Below are 15,346 nucleotides of genomic sequence, written 5' to 3'. Positions count from 1 at the left end.
CGTGCCAATCACCGCCTGCGGCGACAATTCCGCGGGAAGCAGGGCAGCCCCCTGCCCTTCCGTCTGTCCCCCGCTTTCCCTTTTCCATTTCTCCAGGCAGAGCTGGTTCATCAAGTCGTGCCTGCTCCTGAGACGGGGATCGACGGCACGCAACTCTTCGGGAAGGTCGCGGCAGACAAAGACGGAGAATACACCGCAGCGATTGGCCAACTGCACGTCATGGTCGAGGCGGTCTCCGACATGGGCCACCACCTCTCCTCCGAACGAACGGAGAATGGCCGGGTCAGGCTTGCCCGCGCCCGCCCGCTCCGGCGTCACCACAGCCGCAAAATACTCCGCCAGTCCGAGCGCCTTCATGACAGGCTCCTGATACTTGTAATACCCGTTGGTGACAGCTGCAAGCGCATAGCCTTTCGCCTGCAGGGCGGCCAGCACGGCCGGCACCTCCGCTTCCAGCAGCCGAATTTTGGGCGGTACGGCATGCTTTTGCACGATACTGGCAATCTCCACGCTTTCCCTGACCCCCAAGCGCTCGAGCAGTTCCGACAGCATGCCGTCCCAATCGTACGCTTCTACATATCGTCCCTGCCTCAGCCGCCTTTCATGCTCCCCCACCAACTCCGCAACGACGTCATGGGGCCGGCCCAGCCAACCGGCGACGGCAGCCGCAATTTCCGGGAACACCCATCCGCCAAACGGATTTTGCATCAGCGTACCGTCGAGGTCAAACGTAATCCAGCGTCTCTTTCTCATTTGATCGCCCCCGAAGTCAGGCCTTCAATAAATTGTTTGGACGCGAACAAAAACGCCACGATCATCGGCAGAGACGAAATAGTCAGGCTGGCAAACAGCAGATTCCACTCCGTATCGTATTCCCCGAACAGGGTCAATACCCCCAGCGGAATTGTGCTCAGCTCCTCGCTTTTGAGAAAGATCAGCGGATAGAAAAAATCGTTCCAGACGCCGATCAAATGGACGATGCCCACTGTTGCCAGCGGCGGCTTCATCAGCGGCAGAATGATCTTCCAGTACACCTGAAAACCATTGCAGCCGTCCAGCCGTGCCGACTGGTCCAATTCCGTCGGGAGCGTCTTGAAAAACCCGTAAAAGACAAACACGGCAAAGGGGATTCCGCCGGCCACGTACAGAATCACCAGGGACGTCAGCGTATCCAACAGCTTCAACTGCAGCATGATCATATACAGCGGCAGAATCGCCAGCTTCATCGGCAGCATCAAGCCCAGCATGAAGAAAAACAACACGTACGGATTCCAGCGAAACGGATAGCGGGACAGGTAGAAAGCGGCAAGTGACGAGAGAAACAGGATCAACAAGACAGACAGCCCGCTCACGTAGACGCTGTTCCACACATACGCGCCAAAGTTCACCTTCTCCCACACCAGCTTGTAGTTTTCCAATGACAGCGAAGCGGGCAGACCGAGCGGCGACGTGAGGATCTCCAGATTGGATTTAAACGACGACGCGATCATCAGAAAAACGGGATACAGCATCAAAACGGAAAAAACCAGCAGCACCAGATACTTTGCAAACTGTCCGAGCCTTGCTGTCATGGTCGAACCTCCTACAGTTCGTATTCCTTGCGTTTAAAGAAAAAGAGCAGCACCGCCGTCGCGCTGGAAATCATCAGGAACAGCACGACTGCCAACGCCGAGCCCAGCCCGATGGACTCGCCCCCCTCCACTGACCCGAAGGCCAACCGGTAGAAGTACGTGGCCAGTACATCCGTGGAATAGTAAGGGCCCCCTTGCGACCCCTGCATGGCAAAAATCAGTTCAAACGTTTCAAACGAGCCAATGAACGTCAAAATCGTCATCACCATGATCGACGGCATCGCCAGCGGCAGGGTTATGCGCAGCAGCATGGTCAGTCCGGAGGCCCCGTCAATCTTGGCGGCATCGTATATTTCCGCCGGGATGGCCTGCAGCCCGGCCAGGAAGATCAGCACGGCAAAGCCGAGGCCGTACCAACTGTTGACGAGGATGATTGCGTAGAGGGCCGTATCCGGGTCGCCCAGCCAGGGGCGGGCCCACTCTTCCAGTCCGACATGCTTCAGCAGGGTGTTCAGCACCCCGTACGTCGGGTTCAAAATCAGGCTGAACAGGAAGCCGACGACGATCACTGACAGCAGCTTGGGCAGAAACAAGACCGTTTTAAAAAACTCCTTGCCGCGAATCCTGCTGTTGATGATCAGGGCGAGCAGGAACGCAACCACCAGCTTGGCGACGATCGTCCCCACGAAAAAGATGACGTTGTGACCGAACCCGCGGAAAAACATCTCTTTAAACGGCGATTCGGTAAACAGGCGCACGAAATTCTCCAGACCAATAAACGCGCCCCGCTTCAATCCGTTCCACTCGTAAAAGCTGTTCAAAAACGCACTGAAGATGGGATAGACCTGAAACCACACGTAAATGACCAAGGCCGGCAGCAGGAACAGGTGAACCAAATGCTTGCTCAGGTTCAGCCCCCGACGCGGAGCGGCCTGCCGCTTTACTTCGGTCGATTTTTCCAACACGGCCATGGGTGAACCCCTCCCGAAAAACAGGGTACAGCCAAGCGCTCCGGCCTGACTGTACCTCTGCTTGAATTGTTTTTATCCGGCGCGCCGCTACTTGTTCGGCTTGAACCACTTGTCGACGGACGCCTGGGTCGCTTCCGCCACCTGCTCGACGGTGAGCTTGTTGATGTACATGCCCTGCAACGAATCCTCAAACGTGGTTTTCGTGGTCGGCGTTCCCTCCCCAAAATGAACGAGCATCAGGTACGGGACCATGCTTGCTTCGCTCAGCTGCGTCATTTTTTGCACCAGCGGATGCTTGGGGGTCACGCCGGGAATGGGGCTGACGCGGTTTAGTTCGTCGCTGAACAGTTGGCCAAACTCCTTTGAGGCGAGGAACTCCATGAACAGCTTCGCCTCTTCCGGATGCTTGGACGCCTTCACTATACCGTAGGAGCCGTCCACCCAGTTGACGATCGGCGTGTCGCCGCCTTTCTCTTTGGCCAGCGACGGGATCACGTCAAGAGGCATGTCGGGGTTGTGCTTTTCAAACGTTTCCAGCCGGTAGCTGCCGTTGATGTACATGGCAGCCTTGCCGGTATAGAACAGCGCCTGCGCGTCATTGTCGTCGATTCCCACAAAATCGGGCGGGAAAAATGGTGCCAACTCCCGCATCTTTTTGATCGAATCGAGAAACGCCGGATCGTTGAAGGTGGCCTCGCCCTTCATCAATTTGTCCACGAAGTCGTTGCCGCCGTATGCACTGATGCCAATGACGCTGTGCGTGAGGGAGAGCAGATAGGCCGCTTTGCCGGACTGCGCGATGGGAATGATTCCCTTTTGCTGGAGTGCACGGCACACCTGGAGAAATTCGTCCCAGGTTTGCGGAGGCTGCAGGCCGTTGTCGGCAAACAGCTTTTTGTTGTAAAAGATCACGGCGGAGTTGATCGACAACGGGACGCCGTACACCTTGTGGTCACTGCCCCTGGCTGCGTCCAAATACGACTGCGGAATCTCCTGGAGCCCTTTGAGATCGTCCAGCGGCAGCAGATACCCGGCGTCGGCCATCGCACGGGTGCCCGCATACGGACGAAGCTGCACGATGTCCGGCCCGGTTCCGGAGGTGAGGGAGTTGGTCAGAATGGTGTTGTACTCAGTCGATTTGAACGGTTTGAACTTCACCTTGATCCCGGGATGCTGCCTTTCAAACTCGGCAATAAACACAGCGTACGCATCCTTGTCTTCCGGCCGCCAACTGTACATGACCAGTTCCACCGGCTCCCCTTTGGCCGGTTCACCCCCGCCCGGCTGATCACCCGCAGACGACGACGGACTGCTGCTGCAAGCAGCCAGGACGAACACCAGACATGCACATAACAGCCAGACCCCTGCTCGTTTCATTGTGAATCGCCTCCTTACCCTTTTTTCGCTTGGCTCGCTGTCAACATATCTCTGAAGTATTATTTTACATTTTATTTATAAAATACGAAACATTTTTTCGGTAAACATTTGTACTATTCAGAAAAATAACCAGAAAACGCAAGCACCTCAGGCTTGCCTTCCAAATACAAATAAAAAAAGAGAGACAGACTGCTGTCTGCCTCTCGTGTTGAATCGGTATCCCGATTCATTACATCATGCCCATGCCGCCCATGTCCGGCATGCCGTTGCCTGCTTTGGTCTCTTCCGGTTTGTCAGCCACAACGGCTTCCGTGGTCAGGAACATAGCTGCCACGGATGCAGCGTTGGACAGTGCGGAACGGGTAACTTTTGCAGCGTCTACGATACCTGCATCGATCATGTTTACCCATTCTTCGGTAGCAGCGTTGAAGCCGATGCCAACCGGTTCGTTTTTCAGGCGCTCCACGATGACGGAGCCTTCCAGACCTGCGTTCGCAGCGATTTGACGAACCGGCTCTTCCAGTGCGCGCAGCACGATTTGCACACCCACTGCTTCTTCGCCCTCGGCAACCACTTTCTCAACAGCTTTGATCGCGTTGACGAGCGTGGTACCACCGCCAGGCACGATACCCTCTTCCACTGCAGCGCGAGTGGAGTTGAGTGCGTCCTCGATGCGCAGTTTTTTCTCTTTCAGTTCGGTTTCGGTAGCTGCACCGACTTTGATCACTGCTACGCCGCCAGCCAGTTTTGCCAGGCGTTCTTGCAGTTTTTCACGGTCGAAGTCGGAGGTGGTGTCTTCGATTTGTTGACGGATTTGAGCAACGCGGCTTTCGATTGCAGCCTTGTCGCCTGCACCTTCCACGATCGTGGTGGTTTCTTTGGTAACAACAACTTTACCAGCGCGGCCCAGTTGTTGCAGTTTGGTGGATTTCAGTTCCAGACCCAGTTCTTCGGTGATCACTTCACCGCCGGTCAGGATTGCGATGTCTTGCAGCATAGCTTTGCGGCGGTCGCCGAAGCCAGGCGCCTTAACGGCTACTGCAGTGAAGGTACCGCGCAGTTTGTTTACTACCAGGGTAGCCAGCGCTTCGCCTTCTACATCTTCTGCGATGATCAGGAGCGGTTTGCCGCTTTGTACCACTTGCTCCAGCACCGGCAGGATCTCTTGGATGTTGGAGATCTTCTTGTCGGTGATCAGGATGTACGGATCTTTCAGAACCGCTTCCATTTTGTCGGTGTCGGTGATCATGTACGGGGAAGCGTAGCCGCGGTCAAATTGCATACCTTCTACAACTTCCAGCTCAGTCGTGAAGCCTTTGGACTCTTCAACGGTGATAACGCCGTCTTTGCCCACTTTTTCCATAGCTTCAGCGATCAGTTCGCCCACTTCAGTGCTGTCAGCGGAAATGGACGCAACTTGCGCGATAGCCGCTTTGCTTTCCACCGGTTTCGCGATGGACTTGATTTCTTCAACGGCAGCGCGTACCGCTTTTTCCATACCGCGACGAACAACCATCGGGTTGGCGCCGGCGGTTACGTTTTTCAGACCTTCGCGAATCATCGCATAAGCCAGAACAGTAGCGGTGGTCGTACCGTCACCAGCGATGTCGTTGGTTTTGGTCGCAACTTCTTTCACGAGCTGCGCACCCATATTTTCATAAGCGTCTTCCAGCTCGATCTCCTTCGCGATGGTCACACCGTCGTTGGTGATCAGCGGAGAGCCGAATTTTTTCTCCAGAACCACGTTGCGGCCTTTCGGACCGAGGGTTACTTTCACGGCGTTAGCCAGTGTTTCCACCCCGCGAAGCATCGCGCGGCGTGCGTCTTCAGAGAACTTGATTTGTTTTGCCATCTCAAACTCAACCTCCTGCGTTATGTGTTTTCCGTACGTTCCTTATGTGAAAAGCCTTAGCCGATGATCGCGAGGATATCGGATTCGCGGAGCACGAGGTATTCTTTGTTGTCCACTTTTACTTCGGTGCCGGCGTATTTGGAGAAGATTACCTTGTCGCCTTCTTTCACTTCCAGCGCGATGCGCTCGCCGTTGTCGGCAACGCGGCCGGAACCGACTGCGATTACGCGTCCTTCTTGCGGTTTCTCCTTCGCAGTGTCAGGCAGAACGATACCGCTTGCAGTCGTTTCTTCTTTGGAGATTGGTTCGATTACCACACGGTCACCCAATGGCTTCAGCACAAAAAACACCCTCCTTAAAGTCTAGGTTCATGAAGATGATTGTTGTTAGCACTCGATCGAGGGGAGTGCTAACACCCATTACCTATAATAATGAATCCCTATGTACTTTGCAAGTAGTTTCCCTCACTTTTTTCCATCCGGCCTGTTCTCGTTCCCTCTCATTTTGACAGTCTTTTCTTTGGCATTTGCTAGATTTTCGGTTCTACCAGACCAGCTTGTTCATATAGATAAACCATGAAATCAGACAAGCCATCCAAGGAGGGAACCTGCATGCGCAAATGGATCTGGATCGGCGTGTTCGCCCTCTTGGTCGCGGGCATCGGCCATTTCCTCATCGCGGGCAATTCGTCCGCCATCCTCGCCAACGTCCAGCCGACCACGCTGTATTGGGACGGCAAAGCCGTAACCGGCGTTGATTCGTCCGGGTATTTTCACGACGGTACCCGTTACCTTCCCGCCGCACTTGAATACAAGGGGGTCACGTATGTTCCCCTGTCTTTGATCGGCCGCCATCTGAACAAACCGACAGGCAGGGACGAGGCCAGCCATTCCGCCTGGCTGGGACAAGCACCGGGGGCGGCAAAACGCCCTTCGCCCCAGCAGACAGGCCCTGCCGCAGTCAAACTTCCGCCTGCTCAGTCAGCGACCGCGCCTGCCGAGACCAAACGTCCCGCTCCGAACACTTCCGCCAGCCTGTTCGGCATTTCTCTCGGCATGCCGGCCGAGCAGGTGGTCAAAGTGCTCGGCAAGCCGGCTCGCCAGGAGCCGAGCGGTCTGGGGTACCAGTGGTGGATCTACAACCGCGATCCGGCCCGTTACCTCCAGGTGGGCATCAGTGACGGCAAGGTGGTGGACATCTACTCCAACGCGCCCCAAGCCAAGACCGGCAATGCCTCCATCGGTACCAGCCTGCCGGCTCTTGTCCGCCACTACGACATCGCCCATACCGTCTCGTTTTCCTACATGAACGCCCACGTGCAGATCACCAACCAAAAATACCAGCGGCCGCTGGTCATCGTCGACGGTATCCCCCACATCTTTTACCTGGACAAGCAGAACGGCGACAAGGTGACCGCCATCCGCCTGATTGACACGCTGATGCTCTTGCGCGGCAGCTTTTACGAAACGAAGTGGACGTATCAGGGCGAGGCTCCCAATTTCGATCCCCCTCCGCTGAGCGTAAAGGAGCGGGAGCAGGTGAACACCGCGATGGAACGTCAACTGCTCGACCTGGTCAACGTCGTCCGCTACCGCTACAAACTGCCCCTGCTTACCTGGAGCGACCAGGCCGCCCGCGTCGCCCGCCAGCACAGCCGGGACATGGAGTCCCACGGCTTTTTCGACCACGTCTCCGCCACCACCGGCTTAAATCCATTCCAGCGGCTGCAAAAAGCAGGGATCGCCTACAGCATGGCGGGAGAAAACATCGCCGCCGGCTACCCGGATGCCATCGAAGCCCACGAGAGCTGGATGAACAGCCCCGGTCACCGCAAAAACGTGCTGGAAAAAGGATTCGCCCAACTGGGGGCGGGCGTGGCGACCGACTACTACACCCAGACGTTTCTCACGCTCAAGCAATAAGGACGGGAGTTCTCCCGTCCCGTTTGCCCTTTTTTAGCCCAGTCCTGCCGCTGCGGGTACGCCGCACCTTCAATCCTGCAGGCGGACGAGCTTTTTTAATCCGTCCACCTCGCCGGCAAACTCGACGACCAGGGTCTCGTACTGCTTGGTGTGCAAAATCATCCAGGGGCGACGGCTGCCCGCCTTGGGCATGACGACAAACATTTCGGCAATGGCGGCGTCGATCTTTGCTGGCCGGTGAACCAACTGCCTTGGCGGCACCAGCGGGATTTTGACGATCAGCGCATGTGAAAGCGGCGGATTCAGCTCCTGCACCCGCCCGCTGACACTGTTCAGGAGAACCTGGGCTTCCGTCTGAAATGCCTCTGTGTTGTCAAAGGTATTCACCACCCGCTCTTCGTCCGTGTCAAACAGTTCTACTTGTTCGGCCGCTTCTGCTTTGACCGCTCCCGTCTGCAGCGGAGAGGCCAGCAGTGCCAGACAGAGAATCAGCCACATGGATGTACACACCTCCTGTTTTCCCGTAGTAGTATGCCCGGCCGCCTGCAAAAGTAGAAAGGACGGCATATGCCGCCGACGTCATCTGCATTCCGCCTCACAACGGGCCGGCGTACCTCGTGCTTACGGTTGGTACCGCCGCTCCCTGGTCGGGACCTTTACCGACAGACTGCCCATGCCGGACGCACCAAAAAAAAGCCCCCGCCGCATTTGGTCAAGACCCCATTTTGTAGACACTTAAAAAACCCCCGGCCGTTAGGCCGCATGCTGACGCCTGTACTCGACTGGCGTCAGCTTATTTAATTTGATTTGCAAACGCTCCTCATTGTAAAAACGAATGTACTCCTCAATTCGTCTTTGCGCCTCATCCAAACTTCGAATATCATAAGGATAGAGAGCTTCTGCCTTTAAGTGCGAGAAGAAACTCTCCATAGGGGAATTGTCTAAACAATTGCCCCTTCGGGACATGCTGATTCGGGCGCCAACCTTTTGCAGCATGTCGTGGTATGCATGGGACGTGTACTGGAAGCCTTGATCGCTGTGTACGATCAGTCCAGTCACGTCCTTATGCTTTTCAAATGCTTTCCGAAACGTCTCTAGGACAAGGACATTGTCATTGTGTAAGCTCACATGGTGCGCCACGATTTCGTTGTGAAACAAGTCTTTAATCGTAGATAAGAAGATACGTTGATCTCCTACACGAAACTGGGTAACATCGGTGACCCACTTCTGGTTCGGTTTCTCGGCTGTGAAGTCACGCTTCAACAAATTTTCGGCAACACGACCATCTGATTCAGCCGCTCGATACGTGCTCCGATACGCTCGTTTGCCACGAATAATGGCTTTCAGCCCAAGAATTTGCATGAGCCGTAACACCTTCTTATGATTCACAACCTTGCCGTATTGACGAAGGAGTTCCGCTTGAATTCTTCGATACCCATATATTCCTTTTCGTTCATCATAGATGGTTTGAATCTGCTGTTTCAGTTCTCCGTCTCTATCCCACTCCTTCTGTGCAAGATATCGATAATACCCACTCCTCGATACACCAAGAAGTTTGGAGAGTTCGGTAATCGGGTACAATGCTGCCACATTCTCCATCACACGATACTTTTTTCTTACACCTCCCGCATCCAGATTTCCAAACACTTTTTTAGAATTTCGTTCTCCCGTTTCAATTTTTTCACATGTCGATCTTGATCGATGTACTCTGGACGTCGTCCACGCTGATCCAAAAGACCGAACTCCCCAAGTTGTTTGTATTTCCGCATCCATTTTTTTACTCGATCCTTATCCTGGATTCCTAAATGCTCAGTGATACGTCTGTATGTCCACTTCTCCTCTACATGCAATCGTATTGCCTCCATTTTCAACGACAAAGGATAATGCTTGAACTTTTGACCTTTGATAGCCATAAAAAATTCACCCCTTAAAGTAACATCGGTTATCCCAAGGGGTTTTTCCAATGTCTACTTTAAGGGGTGCACTCTAATTTCGGCAGGGGCCTTTGCACGCATCAGCGAACTGCTTCGTCCGCTTCCCATCCGTATTCTTTTTCCCAGGTCTCATCCTCTTTCAGCTGTTTGCGGTAGACGATCCGCGACAGCCAGACGCTCAACTCGTAGAGGAGCAGCAACGGGATAATCACCAGGATGTCGCTGACAATATCCGGCGGCGTCAGCGTAACTCCCACCACCGCCAGACCGAAGTAGGCAATGCGGCGAACCTTCGCCAGCCGCACCGGGTTGAGGATGCGCAGCCGGGTCAGAAACATGACGACAATGGGCAGTTCAAACAAAAACCCGAACGGAATCACCATGTTCATCAGAAACCCGAAGTACTCGGCGATCCCGTAGTTCGGCTTGATGTCCATCCCCAGCGAGATGCCGCTCACGAACTGCATCACCATCGGGAACACCACATAGTAGCCAAACAGGAGGCCGACGACGAACAGCACGCACGCAGCCGGGATGAACATCAGCGTCACGCGCCGCTCGTTGTCGCGAAGACCCGGCGAGACAAACAGCCAGGTCTGATACAGGGCAAACGGCAGCGTCACCACCACCCCGATCAAAAAGGCAAACTGCATGTACACCCTAAGCGCGTCAGACGGGTGCAGGGAGATGAGCGGAACTCCCTCAGTGATCGGCTTTTCCTTCAGATATTCGACAATTGGGCCGGCAGCAAAAAAACCAACAATCAATGCAGCAACAAATACAACCAGCACCCAGATAATCCGTCTGCGCAGCTCAGTCAGGTGCTCCACAACGGTCATTTCACGATCGTCCGACATGTCCACCACCCGGTTACGCCTTGGGCTGTCCGCTTTCGGCCTGCAGCCGCTCCTGTTCCAGCTTTTCCCGAATCTCCTTTTCCAGGCGTTCGCGTTCCAACCGTTCGCGAATTTCCCGCTCCAGCTTCTCGCGGTCAAGCGCGTCCTTTTCGGTAATCTCAGCCTTGGCGGGCTGTTCCTTCACCTTGGATTCGGCTTCGTCATCGTCGTCCTTGGTCAGGCCGCGGGTGGCGTTCTTAAACTCCTTCAACGTGTGACCCACCGCGCGCCCCAGTTCCGGCAGTTTCTTGGGGCCAAACAGCACCAGAGCAAGCACAAGAATCAAGATCAACCCTGGAATCCCAATCGTAGAACCCATTCACATTCACTCCTTTTCTCCATCAGCCAACAGTGTTGCCAGCTAGCATGTGCGCAATCCGCCGTATCCCAACCGGGTCATGTCCGACTCGACGATTCGCTCGCCGGCCAGGATCCGGGGCAAAAACACGTCAAACGAGGTAAACGGCTCGTGCATCACCGCTCCGGGCAGACCCAGTATCGGCACGTCGCCCTTGTAGGCTACCATCAGCATGGAACCGGGCAGCATCGGCGTGCCGTAACGGACCACTTCCGCTCCAACACCGGCAATCGCTCCCGGCGTGCGGTCGTCGGGGTCAACCGACATCCCGCCGGTCACCAGCACCAGATCGACGCCCTCCTCCAGAAAACGGATAATCTCCCGTTCGATCGCTTCCTTGTCGTCGGGAGCAAAGCGCTGCTCCGTCACACGGGAACCGAGCGCCTCCACCTTGGCCCGAATCACGGGGCCGAACTTGTCGGCAATCCGGCCTGAATACACTTCACCGCCAGTGGTGACCACTCCCACTTTCTTTTCGTAAAACGGCTTCACCTGTACGATCGGACCGCTGAAGCCCTGCGCCAGCTCTTCCAGGCGGACGATTCGCGCTTCCTCCATGATCAACGGAATGATCCGCGTGGCGGCCACCGTCTGACCGGGCTGCACCACCTGGTCGCTGTAGATGGTGGACAGGGCGATGCCTTCCAGCGCGTTGATCGCGTGGACGGCTTCTTCGTTAATCTTCGCCAGCCCCAGCCGGGTCGCCTTCAATGACACCTTGCCCTCGTAAGGCTCGGTCAGCGTCAGACCGTCTCCGGACACCGCCCGGGCAATCCGCGTGCCCGCGTCGTCCTCATGAATGTACCCCTCCGGCATCTCCAGCACGTATATGTGCTCCTTGCCGATGGAGAGCAGCGGTTCGATGTCCGCTTCCGTGATGACATGCCCTTTTTTGAACAGGCGTCCTTTAAATTCGCCGGGCAAAATCTGTGTCATATCATGGGGAAGCATCATGCCTACCGCTTCCCTCACAGGCACTTCCTTCAGCTTTGGTTTTTCTACCAACCCAATCCTCCCCAATCTTCATTGGCCTCTCCCGTTCCCTGCAAAATGTGCAAGGCATCGGACAGCATGTCTCCAATGGCGTTGAAGCAGATTTCCACGCCGCTGGGATTGCCGGGGAGGTTGATGATCAAGGCGTTACCGCGCGTACCTGCGACAGCGCGAGTCAGCATCGCGCGGCGGGACTGCTGCAATCCGGCCCGACGCATTTCCTCGGCCAGACCCGGAACGGGCCTGTCCATGACCCACGTTGTCACTTCCGGGGTGACGTCGCGCGGACTCAACCCGGTACCGCCGGTGACAATCAACAAATCGCACTTCTCCCGGTCCACCAGCTCGATCATGTTCTCTTTCAGTTCCTCCATGTCGTCCGAGACGGCGCGGTAAATGGCCACATCCACCTGCAGCCACTCACGGGTCAGCTTGCGGATGATCGGGATTCGATCGTCCACCCGGTCTCCTCTTGCAATGGAATCACTTGCCGAAATGACGCCAATTTTCCAGTTGCTCACAGTCCATTCCTCCAATTGTCCTTGCAGTTGTATTGTACACCGTTTTGATCCCGCTGTAGATAGTGCAGTTGGAAAATATGCAAACCTGACACAAAATTGCCGCAGACCGGCATCCACTCAGCGCGGATCGGCTGCCCTGGTCTCAAGCACGCCCGCTTCCGTCACGAGGTAATCGAGACGGACGTCATGCGGCTCTACCGGCACGGATGGCACCACCTGAAAATGGTAGCCGCAGCCGATCAGCAGCGGCTTTTGGTCCAGCGAAGCGAGAAACCGGTCGTAGAATCCGCCGCCATAGCCCATCCGCCCCCCCTGCCGGTCAAATGCCACACCCGGCACCAGCACCGCGTCCAGCGCAGCCAGATCGGCCTCCTCCGCTTTTTCCGGGTCCGGCTCCATGATCCCGTACGCCCCGGGCCGCAGCATGTCCGGTCCGGTATAGCGGTAGGGTATCAGCCGGCGCTCCGCCACGAGGGTCAGCGGCAGCCATACCTCCTGTCCCCTTTGACGAGCGCTGTCCAGAAACGGGACGATGTCCAGCTCCTCTCGTATCGGATGAAAGGCCATCACGATCCGGCACGCTGCCAGTTTGGCAAAGGACAGCAAATGACGGCACGCCTCCCGGGAGCGATTGGCCCTTTCCCCGGCAGGCAGCGCTGCCCGCTCGGCCAGCATCTGCCTGCGCAACGCCTGCTTCAACTTGGCCCGTTCCATTCCCAACGATCCCCTCCCTGTTTTCGGTGCCTGCGACGGGAGGCGCAAGGGTTGTCCCCGGCGCGCTCTCTACGCTACACTTGTCTGATAGGATAAATTGCGACGGCGACCGCAAGCACAAAAAAGCGCCGCCCGCCCGCTTGCGGTGCAGGTATGTATTAAAGAGGTGACATGCAATGATATTGCTTCAGGCTGAACATATACACAAAACGTACGGGGTTGAGACTATTTTACAGGACATCTCCCTGCAAATACAAACCGGAGAACGGATCGGACTGGTCGGCGTAAACGGCGCCGGCAAGTCGACATTGATGAAAATCCTCGCCGGTCAGCTCAGCTATGACAGCGGAACCGTCCGGATTCCAAAGGATGTCACTGTCGGCTACCTGGCTCAGGACAGCGGATTGGAATCGGAGCGAACCATCTGGGACGAGATGCTCACCGTGTTCAGTGATCTGCAGGAGGAAGAGCGTGAGCTGCGAAAACTGGAAGCGCTGATGGGCAACCCTGACGTGCTGGCTGACGAGAAACGCTATCAGCAGATTCTCGAGGATTACGCCCGTCGTTCCGAGGCGTTCAAGGAGCGGGGCGGTTACGCCTACGAAGCGGCCATTCGCGGCGTCCTGCACGGGCTGCGGTTTGCCGACATGGACAGCCAGACCCCGATCAAGACGCTGAGCGGCGGGCAGAAAACCCGCCTGGCGCTGGCCAAGCTGCTGCTTCAGGCCCCCAGCGTCCTGCTTTTGGACGAGCCGACCAACTACCTGGATATCGAGACGCTCACCTGGCTGGAAACCTACCTGCAAAACTACCAGGGAGCCATCCTCGTCGTCTCCCACGACCGCTATTTTCTGGACAAGCTGGTGACCGTCGTCTACGAAATCGAGCGAACCCGCGCCACCCGGTACGTGGGCAACTACAGCCGTTTCCTGGAACAAAAGGCGGCGCGGCTGGAGCAGGAATTGAAACGCTACGAAAAGCAGCAGGAGGAGATTGCCCGGCTGGAGGACTTCATCGCCCGCAACATCGCCCGGGCGACCACGACCAAACGGGCCCAGAGCCGGCGCAAGATGCTGGAAAAGATGGAGCGGCTGGAGAAGCCCATCATGCAGAACAAATCGGTACATTTTTCTTTTGATATCGCCAAGATGAGCGGCAACATCGTGATCAAAGCGGCCGACCTGAGCATCGGCTATCCGAATGCCGCCCTCTCCCGCAACCTGACGTTTGAGATCGAGCGGGAAGAACGCGTCGCCCTGGTCGGCCCCAACGGCATCGGCAAATCGACGCTGCTGAAGACGATCGTGCAAAAACTCCCTGCACTCTCTGGCAGCATCCAGTTGGGCAGCAACGTGACGATCGGCTACTACGACCAGGAGCATCGCGATCTCAACGAGCAAAATACCGTGTTGAACGAGATCTGGGACGAGTACCCGCAGATGTTGGAAAAGGATGTCCGTACCCTCCTGGGCAACTTTCTGTTCAGCGGTGACGACGTGCAGAAGCGCATCTGTGAGCTGTCCGGCGGCGAACGGGCGCGGGTCTCGCTGGCCAAGCTGATGCTGAAGCAGGCCAACTTCCTGATTTTCGACGAGCCGACCAACCACCTGGACATCTACAGCAAGGAAGTGCTGGAAAACGCGCTCTACGATTACCCGGGCACGATCCTGTTCGTCTCCCACGACCGCTACTTCCTGAACAAGATCGCCACCCGCGTGCTGGAGCTCACCCCTGATGGAGTGACCAGCTACCTCGGCAACTACGACTATTACGTGGAGAAAAAACAGGAGTTGGCCCAGCTGGCAGCCGAACAACAGGCACCCTTCGGCAAGAAGCAGGGAACAGCCTCATCCCCCCAGACGGAAAAATCCTCGTACGAGCTGGACAAAGAGGCAAAACGGCGCGAACGTCAGCGTCAGCGCCGGCTGGAGGAGATCGAGGCAACCATTCAGCAGCGGGAAGCCGATATCCGCAAATGGGAGGAAGAGCTGTGCCTGCCCGAGGTGTACAGCGACCACGTGCAAGCCAAAGAGCGAAACGACTTGATCGAGCAGGCGAAAGCGGAGCTGGAGCGGCTCTACGAGGAATGGAGCGAACTCTCCGAAGGGTGATGCCCCGCCGATGTTTCCCTTGGCAGACTTCCTTCGGGCGGTAAACAGTCGGCACCGGTGAAAGGCGACAGTAAATGGACTTTAAGCCCGTCTGTGCCGCCGGGGCCAACCGTCCGGCTGCGATGA

Annotated in this window: 16 protein-coding genes (1 of these 16 cut by a window edge); 2 read left to right on the top strand and 14 right to left on the bottom strand. The window is 56.3% G+C overall.

Annotation, left to right across the window (positions count from 1 at the left end):
- From IRT44_RS07555 to groES, 6 genes are all read right to left on the bottom strand, one after another.
- On the bottom strand, positions 1 to 753 hold the 5' portion of the coding sequence (locus IRT44_RS07555) for an HAD family hydrolase (protein WP_171566211.1). The gene continues 42 nt to the left of window position 1, outside the view; only the first 753 of its 795 coding nucleotides appear in the window; the start codon lies at positions 751 to 753; its stop codon lies off the left edge, out of view.
- A complete protein-coding gene (locus IRT44_RS07550) occupies positions 750 to 1,571 on the bottom strand; it encodes a carbohydrate ABC transporter permease (RefSeq protein WP_171566210.1) in 822 nt (273 codons plus the stop codon). The genes IRT44_RS07555 and IRT44_RS07550 overlap by 4 nt, the downstream gene beginning before the upstream one ends.
- A gap of 11 nt (positions 1,572 to 1,582) precedes the next feature.
- The gene (locus IRT44_RS07545) at positions 1,583 to 2,542 is read right to left on the bottom strand and encodes a carbohydrate ABC transporter permease (protein WP_230077690.1); all 960 of its coding nucleotides are present in this window, start codon (positions 2,540 to 2,542) and stop codon (positions 1,583 to 1,585) included.
- Between the two features lie 87 nt (positions 2,543 to 2,629).
- Entirely contained in the window at positions 2,630 to 3,919 is a 1,290-nt protein-coding gene (locus tag IRT44_RS07540; RefSeq protein WP_171566208.1) for an ABC transporter substrate-binding protein, read from the bottom strand.
- A 229-nt stretch (positions 3,920 to 4,148) separates the two neighbouring features.
- Positions 4,149 to 5,771, bottom strand: coding sequence for a chaperonin GroEL (groL, locus tag IRT44_RS07535; RefSeq protein WP_171566207.1), 1,623 nt, complete (start codon positions 5,769 to 5,771; stop codon positions 4,149 to 4,151).
- Between the two features lie 56 nt (positions 5,772 to 5,827).
- On the bottom strand, positions 5,828 to 6,112 hold the full coding sequence (groES, locus tag IRT44_RS07530; protein WP_171566206.1) for a co-chaperone GroES: 285 nt from the start codon (positions 6,110 to 6,112) through the stop codon (positions 5,828 to 5,830).
- A gap of 270 nt (positions 6,113 to 6,382) precedes the next feature.
- On the opposite strand from groES, the gene IRT44_RS07525 reads away from it, so the two are divergent.
- Positions 6,383 to 7,693 carry a CAP domain-containing protein gene (locus IRT44_RS07525; protein WP_212133474.1) on the top strand — a complete coding sequence of 437 codons (1,311 nt, stop codon included), beginning with the start codon at positions 6,383 to 6,385 and terminating at the stop codon, positions 7,691 to 7,693.
- A gap of 69 nt (positions 7,694 to 7,762) precedes the next feature.
- Here the strand turns inward: IRT44_RS07525 and IRT44_RS07520 are convergent, their stop codons facing one another.
- From IRT44_RS07520 to IRT44_RS07485, 8 genes are all read right to left on the bottom strand, one after another.
- Entirely contained in the window at positions 7,763 to 8,191 is a 429-nt protein-coding gene (locus IRT44_RS07520; RefSeq protein ID WP_171566204.1) for a hypothetical protein, read from the bottom strand.
- A 255-nt stretch (positions 8,192 to 8,446) separates the two neighbouring features.
- Positions 8,447 to 9,292, bottom strand: coding sequence for an IS3 family transposase (locus tag IRT44_RS07515; protein WP_230077258.1), 846 nt, complete (start codon positions 9,290 to 9,292; stop codon positions 8,447 to 8,449).
- A 17-nt stretch (positions 9,293 to 9,309) separates the two neighbouring features.
- Positions 9,310 to 9,606 (bottom strand): helix-turn-helix domain-containing protein, encoded by a 297-nt coding sequence (locus tag IRT44_RS07510; RefSeq protein ID WP_171566349.1) that lies wholly within the window; start codon positions 9,604 to 9,606, stop codon positions 9,310 to 9,312.
- 101 nt (positions 9,607 to 9,707) lie between these two features.
- Entirely contained in the window at positions 9,708 to 10,484 is a 777-nt protein-coding gene (gene tatC, locus IRT44_RS07505) for a twin-arginine translocase subunit TatC (RefSeq protein ID WP_171566203.1), read from the bottom strand.
- Between the two features lie 13 nt (positions 10,485 to 10,497).
- Positions 10,498 to 10,842: a twin-arginine translocase TatA/TatE family subunit gene (gene tatA / locus IRT44_RS19390; RefSeq protein WP_326838944.1), complete on the bottom strand. Its 345-nt coding sequence runs from the start codon at positions 10,840 to 10,842 to the stop codon at positions 10,498 to 10,500.
- Between the two features lie 42 nt (positions 10,843 to 10,884).
- Positions 10,885 to 11,886 carry a molybdopterin-binding protein gene (locus IRT44_RS07495; protein ID WP_171566201.1) on the bottom strand — a complete coding sequence of 334 codons (1,002 nt, stop codon included), beginning with the start codon at positions 11,884 to 11,886 and terminating at the stop codon, positions 10,885 to 10,887.
- On the bottom strand, positions 11,880 to 12,395 hold the full coding sequence (locus tag IRT44_RS07490; protein ID WP_230077689.1) for a MogA/MoaB family molybdenum cofactor biosynthesis protein: 516 nt from the start codon (positions 12,393 to 12,395) through the stop codon (positions 11,880 to 11,882). Before IRT44_RS07490 ends, IRT44_RS07495 begins: the two co-directional genes overlap by 7 nt.
- A 117-nt stretch (positions 12,396 to 12,512) precedes the next feature.
- Entirely contained in the window at positions 12,513 to 13,109 is a 597-nt protein-coding gene (locus tag IRT44_RS07485) for a 5-formyltetrahydrofolate cyclo-ligase (protein WP_230077688.1), read from the bottom strand.
- Between the two features lie 176 nt (positions 13,110 to 13,285).
- Here IRT44_RS07485 and IRT44_RS07480 point away from each other — a divergent pair, with 176 nt between their 5' ends.
- On the top strand, positions 13,286 to 15,220 hold the full coding sequence (locus IRT44_RS07480; protein ID WP_230077687.1) for an ABC-F family ATP-binding cassette domain-containing protein: 1,935 nt from the start codon (positions 13,286 to 13,288) through the stop codon (positions 15,218 to 15,220).
- Positions 15,221 to 15,346: the final 126 nt, after the last annotated feature.

It is taken from the genome of Brevibacillus sedimenti (genome assembly GCF_020923495.1).
GTDB lineage: Bacteria > Bacillota > Bacilli > Brevibacillales > Brevibacillaceae > Brevibacillus > Brevibacillus aydinogluensis.
Note: the sequence above shows the minus strand (reverse complement) of the source record. Positions and strands in the feature narration are given on the sequence as shown.